Origin of the sequence: Gordonibacter faecis (assembly GCF_030077735.1) — a bacterium.
Classification (GTDB): domain Bacteria; phylum Actinomycetota; class Coriobacteriia; order Coriobacteriales; family Eggerthellaceae; genus Gordonibacter; species Gordonibacter faecis.
Map to the genome: position 1 here is coordinate 1 of NZ_JASJEU010000023.1, position 15,645 is coordinate 15,645.

The 15,645-nt window shown below is 61.6% G+C and carries 15 protein-coding genes; 8 read left to right on the plus strand and 7 right to left on the minus strand.

All coding sequences use genetic code 11. The features are described from left to right. Positions 1–187 precede the first annotated feature (187 nt). From QNJ86_RS11940 to QNJ86_RS11950, 3 genes are all read right to left on the minus strand, one after another. Positions 188–2,044: an MDR family MFS transporter gene (locus QNJ86_RS11940; protein WP_283832862.1), complete on the minus strand. Its 1,857-nt coding sequence runs from the start codon at positions 2,042–2,044 to the stop codon at positions 188–190. Between the two features lie 202 nt (positions 2,045–2,246). Then, the gene (locus QNJ86_RS11945; RefSeq protein WP_283832863.1) at positions 2,247–3,107 is read right to left on the minus strand and encodes a TIGR04282 family arsenosugar biosynthesis glycosyltransferase; all 861 of its coding nucleotides are present in this window, start codon (positions 3,105–3,107) and stop codon (positions 2,247–2,249) included. A 199-nt stretch (positions 3,108–3,306) separates the two neighbouring features. After that, entirely contained in the window at positions 3,307–3,738 is a 432-nt protein-coding gene (locus QNJ86_RS11950) for a universal stress protein (RefSeq protein WP_283832864.1), read from the minus strand. Positions 3,739–4,040: 302 nt separating this feature from the next. On the opposite strand from QNJ86_RS11950, the gene QNJ86_RS11955 reads away from it, so the two are divergent. From QNJ86_RS11955 to QNJ86_RS11965, 3 genes are all read left to right on the plus strand, one after another. Further along, positions 4,041–5,420: a dihydrolipoyl dehydrogenase family protein gene (locus QNJ86_RS11955; RefSeq protein ID WP_283832865.1), complete on the plus strand. Its 1,380-nt coding sequence runs from the start codon at positions 4,041–4,043 to the stop codon at positions 5,418–5,420. A gap of 121 nt (positions 5,421–5,541) precedes the next feature. After that, complete coding sequence (locus QNJ86_RS11960) at positions 5,542–5,994, plus strand: rhodanese-like domain-containing protein (RefSeq protein ID WP_283832866.1); 453 nt, start codon at positions 5,542–5,544, stop codon at positions 5,992–5,994. A gap of 521 nt (positions 5,995–6,515) precedes the next feature. Beyond that, positions 6,516–7,007 (plus strand): rhodanese-like domain-containing protein, encoded by a 492-nt coding sequence (locus tag QNJ86_RS11965; protein WP_283832867.1) that lies wholly within the window; start codon positions 6,516–6,518, stop codon positions 7,005–7,007. Positions 7,008–7,191: 184 nt separating this feature from the next. On the opposite strand, the gene QNJ86_RS11970 is transcribed toward QNJ86_RS11965, so the two are convergent. After that, positions 7,192–7,623, minus strand: a complete 432-nt coding sequence (locus QNJ86_RS11970; protein ID WP_283832868.1) for a PIN domain-containing protein — start codon at positions 7,621–7,623, stop codon at positions 7,192–7,194. Beyond that, positions 7,616–7,900 (minus strand): type II toxin-antitoxin system RelB/DinJ family antitoxin, encoded by a 285-nt coding sequence (locus QNJ86_RS11975; RefSeq protein ID WP_283832869.1) that lies wholly within the window; start codon positions 7,898–7,900, stop codon positions 7,616–7,618. The genes QNJ86_RS11970 and QNJ86_RS11975 overlap by 8 nt, the downstream gene beginning before the upstream one ends. 236 nt (positions 7,901–8,136) lie before the next feature. Here QNJ86_RS11975 and QNJ86_RS11980 point away from each other — a divergent pair, with 236 nt between their 5' ends. Beyond that, complete coding sequence (locus QNJ86_RS11980) at positions 8,137–8,286, plus strand: DUF5679 domain-containing protein (RefSeq protein ID WP_283832870.1); 150 nt, start codon at positions 8,137–8,139, stop codon at positions 8,284–8,286. Positions 8,287–8,349: 63 nt separating this feature from the next. Continuing rightward, positions 8,350–9,060, plus strand: coding sequence for an aquaporin (locus QNJ86_RS11985; RefSeq protein ID WP_283832871.1), 711 nt, complete (start codon positions 8,350–8,352; stop codon positions 9,058–9,060). A gap of 151 nt (positions 9,061–9,211) precedes the next feature. Here QNJ86_RS11985 and QNJ86_RS11990 read toward each other — a convergent pair whose 3' ends face one another. Further along, complete coding sequence (locus QNJ86_RS11990; protein WP_283832872.1) at positions 9,212–10,111, minus strand: LysR family transcriptional regulator; 900 nt, start codon at positions 10,109–10,111, stop codon at positions 9,212–9,214. Between the two features lie 237 nt (positions 10,112–10,348). Next, on the minus strand, positions 10,349–11,335 hold the full coding sequence (locus QNJ86_RS11995; protein WP_283832873.1) for a LysR family transcriptional regulator: 987 nt from the start codon (positions 11,333–11,335) through the stop codon (positions 10,349–10,351). A 335-nt stretch (positions 11,336–11,670) separates the two neighbouring features. Between QNJ86_RS11995 and QNJ86_RS12000 the strand changes: the two genes are divergently transcribed. From QNJ86_RS12000 to QNJ86_RS12010, 3 genes are all read left to right on the plus strand, one after another. Beyond that, complete coding sequence (locus tag QNJ86_RS12000; protein WP_283832874.1) at positions 11,671–12,684, plus strand: acyl-CoA dehydratase activase-related protein; 1,014 nt, start codon at positions 11,671–11,673, stop codon at positions 12,682–12,684. Beyond that, positions 12,677–13,978, plus strand: coding sequence for a 2-hydroxyacyl-CoA dehydratase (locus tag QNJ86_RS12005; RefSeq protein WP_283832875.1), 1,302 nt, complete (start codon positions 12,677–12,679; stop codon positions 13,976–13,978). Before QNJ86_RS12000 ends, QNJ86_RS12005 begins: the two co-directional genes overlap by 8 nt. 173 nt (positions 13,979–14,151) lie before the next feature. Beyond that, the gene (locus tag QNJ86_RS12010; RefSeq protein ID WP_283832876.1) at positions 14,152–15,141 is read left to right on the plus strand and encodes an acyl-CoA dehydratase activase; all 990 of its coding nucleotides are present in this window, start codon (positions 14,152–14,154) and stop codon (positions 15,139–15,141) included. The last annotated feature ends 504 nt before the right edge of the window (positions 15,142–15,645 follow it).

Below are 15,645 nucleotides of genomic sequence, written 5' to 3' on the forward strand. Positions count from 1 at the left end.
ATCCAGTCATCAAAAGCAGCCAAAACAAACGAGAAAAACCCCGAATTACCTATTGACTCTTTATAGCTGGACTACGGTTAACCTGCTACTGCTTTCCGGTCAGTTAACCTGCGTCGTAAAGCTAGGGAAGGGCTACCCTATAGCGTATTAGCTAGCGCGAAGCGCGTCACACTTTTATAGCGTTTCGCTATAGGGCATCGTCGGCGGGGTGGCCGGTGTGGTTTACGTTGGTGGCCAGGGGGTTCTCCTTCAGAGTGAGCATGAGGATGAAGCCCACAGCCAGAAGCGGCACCACGTACAGGAAGATGGGCACAAGCGCGTCCGAATACGCGGTGGTGATGATGTCGCGCGTCGGGCCGCTGAGGTGGTCAACGAAGTCGGGTGTGATGCGGTTCATGCTGATGTTGTCCACGCGCGGCAGCTGCGCGGCGAGGTCGGCCGCTAGCCGCGACGTAAACAGCGCGCCCACGAGCGACGCCCCCAGCGTGGAACCAATCTGGCGGAAGAAGTTGTTCGCCGCCGTGGCCGTACCCACAATGGCGTGCGGGAATTCGTTCTGCACAATAAGCACGAGAATTTGCTGCCCCAGACCAATGCCAAAGCCCAGCACGAACAAATACACGCCTGTCATCAGCAGCGACGTATCCGGCGTCAGGCGCGACAGCAGCAAGAACCCCCCGGCCGCCACCACGCACGATGCGATGGGCATCCACTTATAGCGCCCCGTTTTCGTCGCCAGAAAACCGGTGCCCACGGCGGTGAGCAGCACGCCCGCCATCATGGGGAACGTCATGAGTCCGGCCTGCTCAGGCGCGAGGCCGTCCACAATTTGGAAGTACGTGGGCAAATACGACACCGTGCCCATCATGCCAATCATGATAAACATGCCCGTGAGGGTGCACACCACGAAGTTGCGGTTCTTGAACAGCAGCATCGGGATGATTGGTTCCTGCGCCCGCCGCTCCACCAGCACAAACACCACGGCCGCCACCACAAACAGCGCGAATAGCCCCAGAATTTGCCACGACAGCCACGGGAACAGCGTGCCGCCCCACGCGGTGGCCAGCACGAGCGAGGACACCGACACGGCCATGGACATCATGCCGAGCACATCCACCGGCGGCCGGTTGTCGCGCCGCTGCGGGTTCGTGAGGAAGAAGGCGACCGCCGCAATGGCCAGCACCGCCAGCGGAATGTTGAACGCGAACAGCCAGCGCCAGCCCGTCACCTGCACAAACCAGCCGCCGAGCAGCGGTCCCACCACCGTGGACACGGCGAACACCGACCCCATGACGCCCATGTACTTGCCTCGCTGGCGCGGCGGGATGATGTCGGCAATGGTGGCTTGCGCCAAAATGATGAGGCCACCGCCGCCGAGACCTTCCACGGCGCGGCCCGCAATGAGTCCGTCCATGCTGGGCGCGAGCCCGCAGGTGGCCGAGCCTATAATAAAGATAGAAAGCGCCACAATGAACAGGTATTTTCGTCCGAAGAGGTCGCCCAGTTTGCCGTAGATGGGCATCATGATGGTGGACGCCAAAATATAGGCCGTCGTGACCCACTGCATGTGGTCGACGCCGCCGAGGTCGCCCACAATGGTGGGCAGCGCCGTGGCCGTCACTGTTTCCGACAGCGTGCTCACGAACATGGCCAGCAGAAGGCCCGCGAACACGGCGGCCACGCCGCGCTTGCGCTCGGGCGCGGCGTCATTCGGGGGCACGTCGCCCTGGCGTGCGGTGTCGGCTGCAAGCTTCGCCGCACGTCGGGCGGCGCGACGCTCGGCGCGCGTTTCGTGCGTGGAGGTGGATGCTGAAGCAGGCGCGGGTGTTGGCGCTGGTTGAGTCGCCGGGGCGGGTGCGCTCGTCGAAGGCTCGCGCGGCGGCATATTCGCCACCGTCCCCGCTGCCGGATCGGCCGCAGGTGGTGCCCCGGTGAGCAGCATATTCGCCACTTTGTTCGGCTCGGTTGTTGTGTTGGGTTCCGCCGCCTCGCGCACGCGCGCCTCGTCAGCCGCCGTGCTTCCCGTTCGATCTACGCCTTCCATAGTTGCTCCTTCGCGCCACGTCAGTTCGCTCTAGTATCCGGGAAGCGAAGCGAGCGAAGTGCGTGCGCGCGGCGGCGGCAACCGCCCCGTTGCGCGGTGGAGGGCGTGCTGAAAGGAACTAAGTTACCCATGCCAAGCGGCAAGGGCAGAGCCTCGCCCTACGAAGAATGTACAAAAACTTTGGTTGGAATCCCCGAGTGACCTAGCGGTCGATGTCCTCGCGCGGGTCGTGGAGGTCGTTCGGGGGAACGCGCACTTCGCTCCAGCCCATCTGCGCGAGGGCGTCGGCGGTGCGCCAGGGGGGTGTGATATCGTCGTGGCGCGCGCAGTAGTTCAGCGCCTCCACCACGGTAATGGCGTGCATGAGGTCGGCCATGGTGTCCACGTCGGGAATGGGCGGCAGGTAGAGCGCCGGCAGGTCGCGCTCGCGAGCCTTCGCGATGTAGGCGGGCAGCACGGTGAGGCCCTCGGCGTTGTAGAACACGCCCGTGTGGCTGAAGTCGGTCGCGCGCGTCCAGCCGATCACCGACACGCCCATCTCCTGGTCAGGGGCCAGCACGATGCCGCCGCCCTCCACGTTGTCCAGGCGATGCAGCGCGTCGAAGCCGGCGAAGATGTCCGCCTTGGTGAGGGCCGGCATGTCGGCGCCCATGGACAGCACGGCGTCGGCCCCGCGTTCGAACGCCTGGTCAAACGCATGATTGTAATGTTCGTCGAAGCTGGCTCCCTCGTCGGCAATGAACACAATTTCGCGCGGCCAAGTGCCCGACTCTTCGAACAGGCGTCGCATCACGTCCACGTTCGACGCCGGCGTTGTGGAGATGATCAGCTCGTACACGTCGCGCACGTCCGCACCCGCCGCAACGGCGGCCTCGGCGCGCGCCTCAAGGTCGGCCAGCGCTGCGCAACATATTTCGGTCACGTCGAACAGCATGCAGTGATACAGTGCCGATGCCACCTCAGGCGTGAACACACCGTCCTTGAGCGTGGTCAAGCGCGTTTTCACCAGCCCCGGCACCGGCGGCTTACTGAACAGCAGCAGCACATTCTTACGTTCCCTCACAACACCCTCCTTGCAACCTTACGAGCACAACGCGGCCAGCCCTCTTTGTCATCCTGAACGAACGAAGTGAGTCGAAGGATCCCGTGTGGCGCCAGCAGGAAGTCTCACTGTTGGCACCGCTCGGGATCCTTCCCCTGCGGGACTAGCTTCGCGTCGCGACTACGCGCCTTGCGGCGCTTCGCTCAGGATGACAAAGGAATTACTTCGCGATGAGTACCGGGACCGGCGAGCCGTTCAGTACTTTGTGGCTGACGCTGCCCATGTACTCTTTCAGGCCGCTCAGGCCGCGGCTGCCTATGACCACCATGTCGTAGTCGCGCTGCTCCAGCAGCTTGATGATTTCCGTAGCCGGATTCGTGCCCGTAAGCAACAGTGTGTCGGTGCGATCGACCACGGCTTCGCCCATTTCTTCTTCCATGTCGGCCAGCACGCCCTCGCCGTCGGCAATCATCATGTCGAGGATGTCCTTGAAGCTGGCCGTTTGCGATTCGTCCAGCAGCGGGATGGGCACCACATACACCAGGTCCAGGTGAATGGCGGGGTTGGGGGCCGCAAGCGCTGCGGCAAGTTCGAGCGCGCGCTTCGATCCTTCGGACTCGTCGACCGCAACCGCAATCTTCTTAATCTCCATGCTGGTCTCCTTCCACGCATTACCCCTGAGGGCTGGCGGACGCTTTCGGCCGTCCGCGCTACCGATATGCCCCCAGTATAAAGGTTTTACGGCGTGCGCGGGGCCTGATCGGAGCCCGATTACATCCCATTCGTGCCAGTTCCCCAACAGGCGCGTGCCAAGCGCCGCACACCCGATGCGCTGGCGACGGCCGCAGCGGCGCAGGGCGTAGCATGCACAGGAAACGCCCGCGCACGCGCGGCAGACGCGCCCCGGTGCGCACCGGCGCGGCGGCGGAAGAACCGACAAGGGAAGGACGCACCATGGAGCACTCCAACCAGGTAGACGCGGCAATCATTGGCTACGGGGCGGCGGCAAAACCGCTGGCCGTGGCCCTGGCAGACGCGGGGCAGACCGTCGCGGTCATTGAGCGCTCGCACAAGATGTACGGCGGCGCGTGCGTGAACACGGCCTGTCTGCCGTCGAAGATGCTGGTGCACGCCGCCGAGGTAAGTGCCTTCGAAGGGGGCGAATTCCCCGCCCGCGCCGAGCGGTTTCAGGCAGCCGTCAACCTGAAGAATCAGGCTACGAGCCGTCTGCGCGAGCGCAACTACCGCGTGTTGGCCGACCACCCAGGCGTGGAAGTGATCGATGGCGAAGCGTCGTTCATCGACACCACGCACCTGCGCGTACGCACCGACGAGGGCGAACGCACACTGGAAGCCACGCGCACGTTCATCGACACCGGCTCCGAGCCCAAGCTGCCACCCATCCCGGGCCTCGACGGCTCGCGCGTGTACACCAGCGAGTCACTACTGGACGTGGAGGTGCTGCCCGAAACCGCCATCATCATTGGCGCAGGTTACGTGGGGCTGGAATTCGCCTCGCTGTTCGCCGACTTCGGCGTGGACGTAACGGTTATGCAGAGCGGCACCGACTTTTTGCCGCGCGAGGACGCTGAGGTGGCCCGTGTCGTGCGTGCCAACTTCGAGCAGCGCGGCATCCATTTTATGTTGGGCGCAAACGTGAAAGCCGTGGAAGATGACGTGGCCGAAGCCCTTGTGGTGGTGGACGTCGACGGCAAGGAATCCCGTCTCACCTGCGATTTGGTGTTAGTAGCCACCGGGAGGCGCGCTGCCGTTGATCACCTGAACCTGGAGGCCGCCGGCGTGCGCACCGACGAGCGCGGCACCATCGTCACCGACGAGCACCTGCGCACCACGGCCCCGAACATCTGGGCCATGGGCGACGCGGCCGAGGCGCAGCAGTTCACGTACGTGTCGTACGACGGCTACCGCATTGTGGCCTCCGATGTACTGGGCGACGGCAGCTACACACTTGCCACTCGCGGCGCCGTGCCGTCGTGTATTTTCGCTGACCCGCCCATCGCGCACGTCGGGCTGACCGAGAAGGAAGCTCGTGACCAGGGCTTCGAGGTGGCCACTGCCACGCTTACAGCCGACGATATGCCTAAGGTGCCGCTGCTGGGCAAGGAGGCGCTGCTGATGAAAGCCGTGGTGGACGCATCCACCGACCGCGTGCTGGGCGTGCACCTCTACTGCACCGGTGCGCCCGAAATCGTGAACCTGGCGAAGCGCTTCCTCGACGACAACGCCACCGCCGCCGACTTCCGCGACGCCGTGTTCACCCACCCCACGGTCACCGAGGAACTAAACAACCTGTTCGCCAGCGTAGGGAAGTAGTGCCCGTGCTTTTCTTCTCTTCTTTCTTGACACGTATAACTGTACGTACTAGTGTTACAGTTATACGAAGCGGAGACACCTCGTAACCGAGGCGGCGCAGAGAGCGCGGAAGGAGAGCGGCATGGCGGACGAAGCAAAGCGGGACAACGCACCTGAAAACATGCTTGCGAACAGCACCGACGGCGAAGGCGCGCCCGAGAAACCGGACGAAGAACTGAGTGCCGCCCAGGCGTTCTTAGCCACGTGCGATGCCTACCATCAGCTCACGGCCGATGAGGCCGAAGAGTTCGTCGACGCCGGCGGCGTAACGGTAGTGGACGTGCGCTCGGCGGCGGAATACGCCGATGGGCATCTGCGCGGCTGCCTGCACATCCCCGCCGTCGAGGTGGGCACCACGCCCCCGCCCGCGCTGGCAGAGCACCAGCATGACCCCGTGCTGCTGTACTGCCGCACCGGCTCGCGCAGCAAGAAGACCGCCGCCAAACTTATTAAGATGGGCTTCACCAACATCTACGACATGGCCGGCGGCATCCTCGACTGGTCCGGCGTAACCGTAGGCGGCGACAAGGGATAAGCGGGTATCTCACTTCGCGTTATAAAAAGGTGACGCGCTGACGCGCTACTGAATACGCTATAGGGTATTCAAGTCCCTAACTTTACGACGCAGGCTGACTGACTTGAAGGCAAGATCCAACAAGAAGCATAGCCCCCGTAGGGATGCACTCCAGTGCATCCGCTCCGCCGAAGGCGGAGAACACGAGCATGACCTGCGTTTTCGCGCTTCGCGCGAACGGATGCTCTGGAGAGCATCCCTACGGGGGCTGTCCCGATTGCAAGTCAACGCCTACAAGGCAGTCAGCCCGCGTCATAAGGTTAGGGACGCAAGAAAACTCGTGGTGTATTAGCCAGCGCGAAGCGCGTCACACTTTTTTGCGACGCGAAACGCAGCCTGAGCAGCAAGGGCAGAGTAACAAAATGGTTTCGCGGGTTTTTCCCGTATTGTTTTCCTAGGTTTTTGCTTGACTTTGCTTGTGGTGCGTTCTATGGTGTAACTGTACTTAATTTGATTACAGAAACGCGGCGAAAGGACCGGCCATGAGAACACGAACGATTTCCCGAACAGCCTTGGGAGGCGTCGTGGTGGCGGTGGCGTTGGTAGCTGCGCTGGGGCTTTCGGCCTGCGCAGGCGGCCCAACTAACAGCGACAGCTCAGCAGAAGGATCAAATGGCGGTATAAATACCGCCACAGATACCGAGACCAGCGCTTATCACAAGATTACCGCAGCCGACGCAAAGGCCCTCATGGACGAAGGCGACGTCACCGTGGTGGACGTGCGCACGCCGCAGGAGTATGCCGACGGCCACGTGCCCGGCTCCGTGAACATCCCGAACGAGGACATCACCACCACCCCGCCCGACGGCCTGAACAAGGACGACACCCTCATCGTGTACTGCCGCACCGGCGTACGCAGCAAACAAGCTTCCGACAAGTTGGTGAGCATGGGCTTCACCAATGTGAACGACATGGGCGGCATTGTCGACTGGACGTACGACACCGTGAAAGGCACCACACCGAACGGCGACTAACCCACCTCCCACCTTCCCATCTCCCACTCCCCTCGGGAGGGTTGAAGGAGCGCGCCGCCCCTGACCACACGTAGGTGTAGGCAAACGCAATCGTGACGAGTCATCCCGGCCGGCACGCTCCCCCAACCCTCCCGAGCCCCTCCTTCTCTTCCCCTCACTTTCCCCAGTTCATCCCCACCCTCATTTAGAACTCGAAAGATTCATAGCCCAAATGGGCTATGAGTTCGGTGGGTGTGAACTTAGGAATGGCTCTGGTGTTGAACGCGGCAGCATCACGTGAAAGAATGGCATCTACTTGCTCTACTTGCGCACAGGCGGCAATAATGCCATCTTCGTAGTCGGGCTTTTCCAATGTGAGGGCCTGTTTACACACCGGGTCGTCCACAGCGGCAATATCAGCAATGCTAAACAGCAGGTCAAGCGCACGATAGCCCGCATCAGCGCCGGCCGACTTGGCCGCCCAATAAAATACATCCTTCACCGAGGTGCCCACTACCAACAGGCGCACGCCCTTGTCAATGCACACCATGACCGCACCCAGAGAGTCCTCAACGAAATCGGGCCGCTTTAATACAATATCGACCCAGACATTGGTATCAACCAGCACACTATTCATAGCGGCTCATATACAGGTCGCGCATCTCGTTATCAGTGAGGTTCGAGCACAACCCCTCGCCTACACCCGCCAGTTCCAGCAACGCCGCCTTCTTCTGCGTTCGCCCGCTCGACTTCTGAAGACTCTCCTGCAAAAACGGCGGAAGCTCACGCGAGGAAGCGAGTTGCTCCCACAAGGCGCGCACGGCAGCCGACGTACTCACGCCATGATCGCGCAACACTTTGTCGCCGCGCTCTTTGAGCGTCTGATCAATCCGAATATTCAACGTAGCCTGCATACGCCTCCTTCCGCTTTGGCGGTTCATTTTACCATAGTGCATTACCGTACTGCAAACGCTTCCTTTCCCTTGCCTCTTCTTCTCTTGCTCCCTCTCTCCCCTTCCACACAAATACACCTCCCCGGTGGCAAAACTTAGGACACCGGGGAGTTCAATAGTATTTTGAAGGATTGACTTGGGGTTTCTCTATAACGAGGATGGTCATTGCACCTATTTCACAAGGGAGAGGAGTCATTATGTCGGTTGAAGCTTATTGCATGAAGTGCAAGGAGAAGAAGGTCATGAAAGACCCGGTGGCGGGCGAGACGAAGAACGGCAAGCCCATCACGAAGGGTAAGTGCCCGGATTGCGGCAGCACCATTTGCCGCATCGGCAGCATGAAGTAGGCTTCGCGTTTCGCGAGCAAGCACAACGAACACGTACGCACAGAAAGCTAGGGGAGCCTACACATGGAAGTATCGTCAGTAAAGAAATACGCCGCCGAGGCATTCGGCACCTTCGTCCTTACGCTGTTCGGCTGCGGAAGCGCGGCTGTGGCGGGGGCCACGCTGGGAACGCTGGGCATTGCGCTGGCGTTCGGTCTGTCCATCATTGCCATGGCGTTTGTCATTGGCAACGTGTCCGGATGCCACATCAACCCGGCCGTATCACTGGGACTGTTTTTGGACAAGCGACTGTCGGCCAAGGACCTCATCGGCTACTGGGTTGCCCAGTTCATCGGGGGACTTGTGGCGGCGGCGGTGCTGGCGCTTATCATTAGTATGTGCGACTTGGGCGGCGTCATTATGACGGGGCTCGGCTGCAACGGCTTCGGCGAGCAGTCGGCCGTGGGGCTGTCTGTAGTGGGCGCCCTCATTGTGGAAGTCATTCTCACCTGCGTGTTCGTGCTGAGCGTGCTGGGCTCTACGGCGGATGAGCGCACGGCGCCCTACGCCGGCATCATCATTGGCCTCACGTTGGCATTTGTCCACATCATGGGCATTCCGCTGACGGGCACGTCGGTGAACCCGGCGCGCAGCTTCGGCCCGGCCGCCGTGCTGGCCGCCTCGGGCGACGTAACCGCGCTCAGCCAGGTGTGGGTGTTCATCGTGGCCCCGCTGGTGGGTGCCGCACTGGCCGCGCTCATCTGGGCAGGCCTCAAGAAGAAGGCGACGAACTAGTATTCCGCACAGTTAAAAGGGAAAGGCCCGCGCACCAGCCTTCGGGCTTGGACGCGGGCCTTTTCATAGGTGAGTCGCGGAAGGGGAAGATGGGGAAACGTAAGCGCACGGGCGCACGGGCGCACCTCCGCCTCCGCCGCGCAGCTCCGCCCTAGCCCAGCAAGGAGACAACATCCCCCAGCTTCAGCTTCTTCACCAGGGAAAGTATCGAAGAACTGCGTTCTTTCAGGCACACAATGCAAATGGGAGACATCACGGCATCTTCCGCCGTCATCATGCGCATGGCCAAACCGGGCAGCGCGCGGCCGAACGCCGGGATGCCGGTGGTGAACAGAATGCCATCCTTCAGCAGAAACGGGCCGATGTCGTCGATCCCCAGATCAACGAAGTGCAAATGCGGAGCACGCTTCGAGTACTCGGACACAATGGTTTCGTTCGCCTCGTGGAACCAGTCGGCGAGAGCAATCGGATAAGGCTCCAGGTCAGCCACCGACACGTGATCCTTCTGCGCGAGCGCGTGATCTTTGCGCACGAGCACGCCCGCCGGAACGGTGCCCACAGCGCAGCAGGTGGTGGTGCTGTGATTGAACGCACCCACCGTGATAAGCGCGTCGTACGTGCCCGCGTGAAGGCCTTCCAGCCCCGCACGACCCATGACCTGCTCAATAACAACCTCTAAACCCATCTGCGACTTCAGCAGCGCCGCAGTGTTTTCGCACACCACCTCGTAGCCGGGAAACGGCGGCGTATTCAGCGCCATATGCAAGGAGTTCAGCCGTTCCTTGTCGCCCTCGTCGTAGGTGCGCGCGAACTCTTCAAGTTCGTGGAAGCTTTCCATCACCTTCTCCGCCTTGCGATTGAAGGCGATGCCGAAGGGGGTGGGCCGCACGCCGTGGCTCTCTCGCACGAACAAACGATGGTTCAATTCGCGCTCAAGATCGGCGATAGCTTTCGAGACGGCCTGCACGGTCACATACAATTCTTTGGCGGCCGCCGACAGACTGCCACACTTCACCACGGTCACCATGTATGTGATTTGCTTAATGTTCAACAACACACCTTCATCAGGCCAAACGTGCACACCGGGAGCCATTGTACTCGCAGTGTGCACAGTACTTAGTCCTTAGAGGCGGCCTTCAAATTTATTTTTAAGCGAATTCGTATGAAAAATTGACAAGGGGGTACCGTAACTGCATGGTTACTTTTGTGCAAAAGCACAAGAAGACACAGTGCGCGACCATCAGGCAGCGCGCTTGCAACCCCCTATCACACTTTGCCTGAGGGCACTCTAGTTCTGCGACGCAGTGGCACCGGCCATGAGGGCGAGCTGGGTTGCCAGCCAGTGCTCGAAGGCTCGATAGGCGGGGGTCTTGCGGGATTTCAGGCTGACGAGGCAAATGGGAATGGCGATGGTGTCGGCCGCAACCAGCGGCTTAATTGCCGTACCGGGGAACATTTCGCCCAGCGCAGGAACGTGAACGATAAAGCAAACTCCCTGGTTGATAAGGTAATGGCGGATGAGCGTGTCCGTGCTGTCTATCACCGTACTCGGCACGGGCAGGTTCCGCTTGCGATAAAGCGCCATGAGAGCTTCGTTGAACGTTTCGAAATTCGTAGAAAAGGATGCCGGGTAGGACTGCAAATCTTCCAAGCTGACGGCATCGCGGTCCGCCAAGGGGTGACTCTTGATCATCTGCACGCCCGGAGACACCGTGCCCACCGGTATGCAGTCAACCTCCGGATGCGAGAAGGGGCCCACCACGATAAAGGCGTCGTATTCGTCGGAACACAGCCCCGACAGCGCGCCTTTCCCTGTATCCAGCACGACGGAGGTGTCGATGCCCAGCCCTCGTTTCGCAAACGCAGCTATGCTGCTGCACGCCCGCTCGTGGCCGACGAAGGGCGGCACGCACAAGGCCAAACGCAACGCGCCGGGCTGATGCACGTCCTCGTACGATGCAGAGAAGGCCTCCAAGTCATCAAAATTGCGCAAAACCGAAAGCGCGCGCTGATAAAACGCCGTACCGAAGGGAGTGGGACGCACACCACGACTCTCGCGTACGAACAGCTGATGACCCAGTTCGTGCTCGAGATCTGCGATAGCTTTTGACACCGCTTGCACCGTGACAAATTGGTCTTTTGCTGCCGCCGACAGACTGCCGAGCTCAACCACGGCAGCAAAGTAGCGAATTTGCTTAATGTTCAACGATTTTGCTTTCACATTCACCTCAGTGGCATTGTCCTCGGGCATTTTACTGCGCTTCACCTGCCTCACCGCTCGCCTTGAACCCTTTCAAAAACTTTTGTAACCTCACGGATACAGAGGGGGCGCTCTGCGAACCCTCCTCTTTTGCGCCAGGGGGGGTTGAAGGGGGTGTCGAAGGAGCTGCCGACCCTCTCCCCCCAACAGCCCAACTGCCCAACTGCCCGACCACCCCCGAAGATCGCTTGCCTCCTTCGTATACCTCGGCGGTTTGATGGCGTAGCTGCCGCATCGGCGACGCACCCGTTTCGGCCCCTGGAAGGTTTGTGGCGAAGCGCGCCTGCTCAGGGACGGCCATGAAGTAAAGGGATACCATGGTGGGCGAGAGATCGAGACTAAGGGGCCGCATGGGTATCCTCAAACAGAGCGACTACGCCGACGTGCAGCGCGTGGGCATCCCGCGTGCGCTTTTGTACCACCGCTATGGCGTGCTGTGGGAAACGCTGTTTGCCGAGTTGGGGCGTGAGGTGGTGCTCAGCCGCGAGACCGACCGCGCGCTCGTGGCCGAGGGCGAGGCGCTCTCCGTGGACGAAAGTTGCCTGGCGTCGAAAGTGTACATGGGTCACGCAGCCAGCCTCGTGGGCGCGTGCGATGCGCTGTTCGTACCCAGCTTTGCGAATCTGGGGCACCGCAAGGGGTTCTGCACCAAGTTCCAAGCACTGCCCGACATGGTGGCGAACACGCTGCGCGACCGCGACGTGCGCGTGGTATCGTGCCTGGTAGACGAGCGGGGCGAGCGCCTGGGGATGCGCGAGGCATTCATGGGGCTGGCCGAGCGTTTTGGCGCGAACCCGCGCGAAGCGAAGCGGGTGTGGAAGGCGGCCTCGCGCGCTCAGGAGCGTGCGTGTCGGGCTACGGCGGAGGCGCAGGAGCGGCAGCTGGCGGCGCTGGAGGCGGCGGGCGCGGGCGGCGGCGCGGGTGACGCGCTGGCCGAGCAGCCGCTTACTATAGTAGTAGTAGCGCATCCGTATTTGGCGCACGACCCCTACCTGGGCGGCAGCGTGACCGACCCACTCAAACGCCTGGGTGCCGTGGTGCTCTACGCCGATGAGATGGATCGCTGGCGCGCCTTCAAAGCCAGCTTGGAATTCTCCGAAACGCTGCAGTGGATTGTGAACCGCGAGCTCATTGGCGCGCTGACGCTTCTGCACAACAAGGTGGACGGCGTGGTGCTGCTGAGCGCGTTTCCGTGCGGGCCGGACTCCATGACCGACGACGCCATCATGCGCTGTATCCAGGGCAAACCCATTTTGAACCTGACCATCGACGCACAGAGCGGCACGGCCGGGCTGGAAACGCGCATCGAGAGTTTCGTCGACATTCTGCGCTACCAGAAGAGCGGAGGCTACGTCCATGGCTGAGATGTTTGAGGGCGGCGCGGGCGCAGAAAACGCGCCAGCCACTGGCGGCGCAGCCCCCGCCGCAAGCAACTCCCCCACCAGCGACGACCGCACGCGCAGCGGGTTCACCCTGTTCAACGGGTCGGACGACGATTCGCTGCGCGCCCGCATTGCCCTGCAGCTGGAACGCAAGCGCCCGCCGCGCCTTCTGCCGCCGCGCCCGCGCCAGCCCAAACGCGACCGCCACGCCCGCACGCGCGTAGCCTTTTTGCGCTACAGCTACTACGACATCGTGTTCAAATTCTTTGTTGAGCAGGTGCTCGACGCCGACTACCTGCCGCTCCCTGAGCCCACAAAACGCACGGTTGAACTGGGCAGTCGCAACGCGAGCGACTACGTGTGTGCCCCCTTCAAGCACATTCTGGGCGACTACATTGAGGCGCTGGAGCTGGGCGCCGACGTGCTCGTGCAGTTCGCAGGCCCCTGTCGCCTGGGCTATTACGGCGAGCTACAGGAGTCCATCCTGCGCGACATGGGCTACGAATTCCAGATGCTGAACTTCGCCACCGTCACCGGCAAGCCGCTGACGGAGTACATCGAGGTGTGCAAGAAAACGGTGAATCCGAATCTGTCGGTGCCGCGCGGCGTGCGCGGTATGCTGGCGGTGTTCAAGATGATTGAATGCTTGGACGAAGCGCAGGACTTTTACCTGGCCCACGCCGGATTTGAGGTGGAGCGCGGGTCGTTCGACCGCACGCTGGCGGCTTATCACGCCGACATGCGCGCCGCCACCACCGAGCGCGACATTGCCGAGGCACAGCGTCGCGGCATGGAGGCTCTGCGCGCGCTTCCCCTGCGCCACGTTGAGCGCCCCGTGCGCGTGGGCGTGGTGGGCGAATACTTCACCGCGGTAGACCCCCACTCCAACCTGGGGCTGGAGCGCAAGCTGCTGGACATGGGCGTGGAGGTGCATCGCCTGCTGAACATGACCAACCGCAACCTGCGCTACCACGAGAAGAATCTACGCGCCAGCATTGCCGACTACGTACGTTACGACATGGGCCCCACGTCTAGCATGACCATCGCCGCCACGCTGAAGTACGCGCAAGAAGGCTTCGACGGCGTGGTGCACTTGAAGTCGTCCGGCTGCACGCCCGAGGTGGACTGCATCCCCGTGTTGCAGCAGGTCAGCCGCGACACCGGCATGCCCATCCTGTACCTCAGCTACGATTCGCAAACCAGCGACACCGGCCTCGACACCCGCCTGGAGGCCTTCTACGACATGCTCGCCATGAAAAAGGAGAAGACACGATGAGCGAATAGCCCGCCTTTGTCGCCCGGGGTGCCGAATACGCCACCCCTTGTCATCCTGAGCGGAGGCGCGTAGCGCCGGAGTCGCGACGCGAAGCTAGTCCCGCAGGGGAAGGATCCCGAGCGGCGACAGCTAGCTTTGTTACGAGGGGTTTTCGCAGTAAAAGGAGAAGCAAGATGAGCGAAGCAGAATCAAACTACTACCTGGGGATAGACATTGGATCCATTTCCACGAAGGGCGTGATCATTGACGCGAATCGCTCCATTGTGGCGCGCTCGTATTTGTGGACGGAGGGCAATCCCGCCGAGGCCGCGCGGCGCGTTGTGGCCGACCTGGGGTCGCAGGTAGACCGCGACACCGTGTGCGTGCGCGCCGTAGGAACCACGGGCAGCGCGCGGCGACTGGTGGGCGCGCTCTGCGGCGCAGCCGTGGTGAAAAACGAGATCACCGCGCACGCCGTGGGCACCACGTTTCTGCACCCCGACGTGCGCACCATTCTGGAAATTGGCGGACAGGATTCCAAGATCATCTGCGTGGAAGGCGGCGTGGCGGTGGACTACGCCATGAACACGCTCTGCGCTGCTGGCACGGGCGCGTTTCTGTCGAGCCAAGCGCACCGGCTGGGCGTAGAGGTGGAGGAATTCGGCGCCATTGCGCTCACGTCGCAGAAGCCGGCGAACATCGCGGCGCGCTGCACCGTGTTTGCCGAGAGCGACCTCGTGCACAAGATTCAGGTGGGTTACGCGCGCGAAGATATCATCGCCGGGCTCTGCCGCGCCGTGGCGTCGAACTACCTGAATAACGTGGGCAAAGGCAAGAAAATTGTCGCGCCGGTGGTGTTCCAAGGCGGCGTGAGCAAGAACGCCGGTGTGGTGCAAGCATTCGAGGACATGCTGGGCATGGACGTGCTGGTAGACCCAGACGGCCACCTCATGGGCGCGTTCGGCGTGGCCCTGCTGGCCGCCGAGGCTGCACCCGGGGCCGGCGCGGGTGGCGGCGAGCCCTTCGACTTCGATGCCCTCAACACCTTCGAGTTCGCCACCCGCGAGGTCGAGTGCCAAAAATGCGCCAACCACTGCGAAATCATCTGCGTCTACCGCAACGAGTCCCTCATAGACTCCTGGGGCAACCGCTGCGACAAAGGCGCCATAAAACCAAGCGTGTAGGTGCAGCGCTGTAAATGCTGTAAAGGTAACGCATTACACTACCTCTTTGCCTAAAGCGCTCCGCTAACCTTCATTCATTCCACAAACCGACTGGCGTTCTGCGCGACGCAACAATGTGACGCGCTTACGCGCTACCAATTACGCCAAAATCATTCCGCATCCCTCACTTTATGCCGTAGGCTGACTAGCAGGAAGGCGAAACCCTACAAGCAAGGCAGGCCTTGTAGGGATGCTATCAGCGACGGCGCACAGCGCCTAGTCCCTTTAGGGAAGCATCCGTTCGCGCAAAGCGCGAAAACACAGGTCGTAGGATGGTTCGATCCCTAGTGAACCAGCCATTCATCTCTATGCAGCGGAAGGCAACAATCAATCACCCCCCCTTCGCTGTGCAAGCACCTCCCCCAAAATCGGCACAAAATCGCGTTTGGGGCGTGCGGCAGGATTCTTGGACTTACTCAGGCTACCAGCCCGAGTCTTCTACGGCGGCCTGCGATGGTTTCGCAG

Bases quoted from the DNA above. Each gene is read 5' to 3' on its own strand.
- QNJ86_RS11940 (WP_283832862.1), bottom strand. From the start codon at position 2,044: ATGGAAGGCGTAGATCGAACGGGAAGCACGGCGGCTGACGAGGCGCGC.
- QNJ86_RS11950 (WP_283832864.1), bottom strand. From the start codon at position 3,738: ATGGAGATTAAGAAGATTGCGGTTGCGGTCGACGAGTCCGAAGGATCG.
- QNJ86_RS11955 (WP_283832865.1), top strand. From the start codon at position 4,041: ATGGAGCACTCCAACCAGGTAGACGCGGCAATCATTGGCTACGGGGCG.
- QNJ86_RS11960 (WP_283832866.1), top strand. From the start codon at position 5,542: ATGGCGGACGAAGCAAAGCGGGACAACGCACCTGAAAACATGCTTGCG.
- QNJ86_RS11965 (WP_283832867.1), top strand. From the start codon at position 6,516: ATGAGAACACGAACGATTTCCCGAACAGCCTTGGGAGGCGTCGTGGTG.
- QNJ86_RS11970 (WP_283832868.1), bottom strand. From the start codon at position 7,623: ATGAATAGTGTGCTGGTTGATACCAATGTCTGGGTCGATATTGTATTA.
- QNJ86_RS11975 (WP_283832869.1), bottom strand. From the start codon at position 7,900: ATGCAGGCTACGTTGAATATTCGGATTGATCAGACGCTCAAAGAGCGC.
- QNJ86_RS11980 (WP_283832870.1), top strand. From the start codon at position 8,137: ATGTCGGTTGAAGCTTATTGCATGAAGTGCAAGGAGAAGAAGGTCATG.
- QNJ86_RS11985 (WP_283832871.1), top strand. From the start codon at position 8,350: ATGGAAGTATCGTCAGTAAAGAAATACGCCGCCGAGGCATTCGGCACC.
- QNJ86_RS12000 (WP_283832874.1), top strand. From the start codon at position 11,671: ATGGGTATCCTCAAACAGAGCGACTACGCCGACGTGCAGCGCGTGGGC.
- QNJ86_RS12005 (WP_283832875.1), top strand. From the start codon at position 12,677: ATGGCTGAGATGTTTGAGGGCGGCGCGGGCGCAGAAAACGCGCCAGCC.
- QNJ86_RS12010 (WP_283832876.1), top strand. From the start codon at position 14,152: ATGAGCGAAGCAGAATCAAACTACTACCTGGGGATAGACATTGGATCC.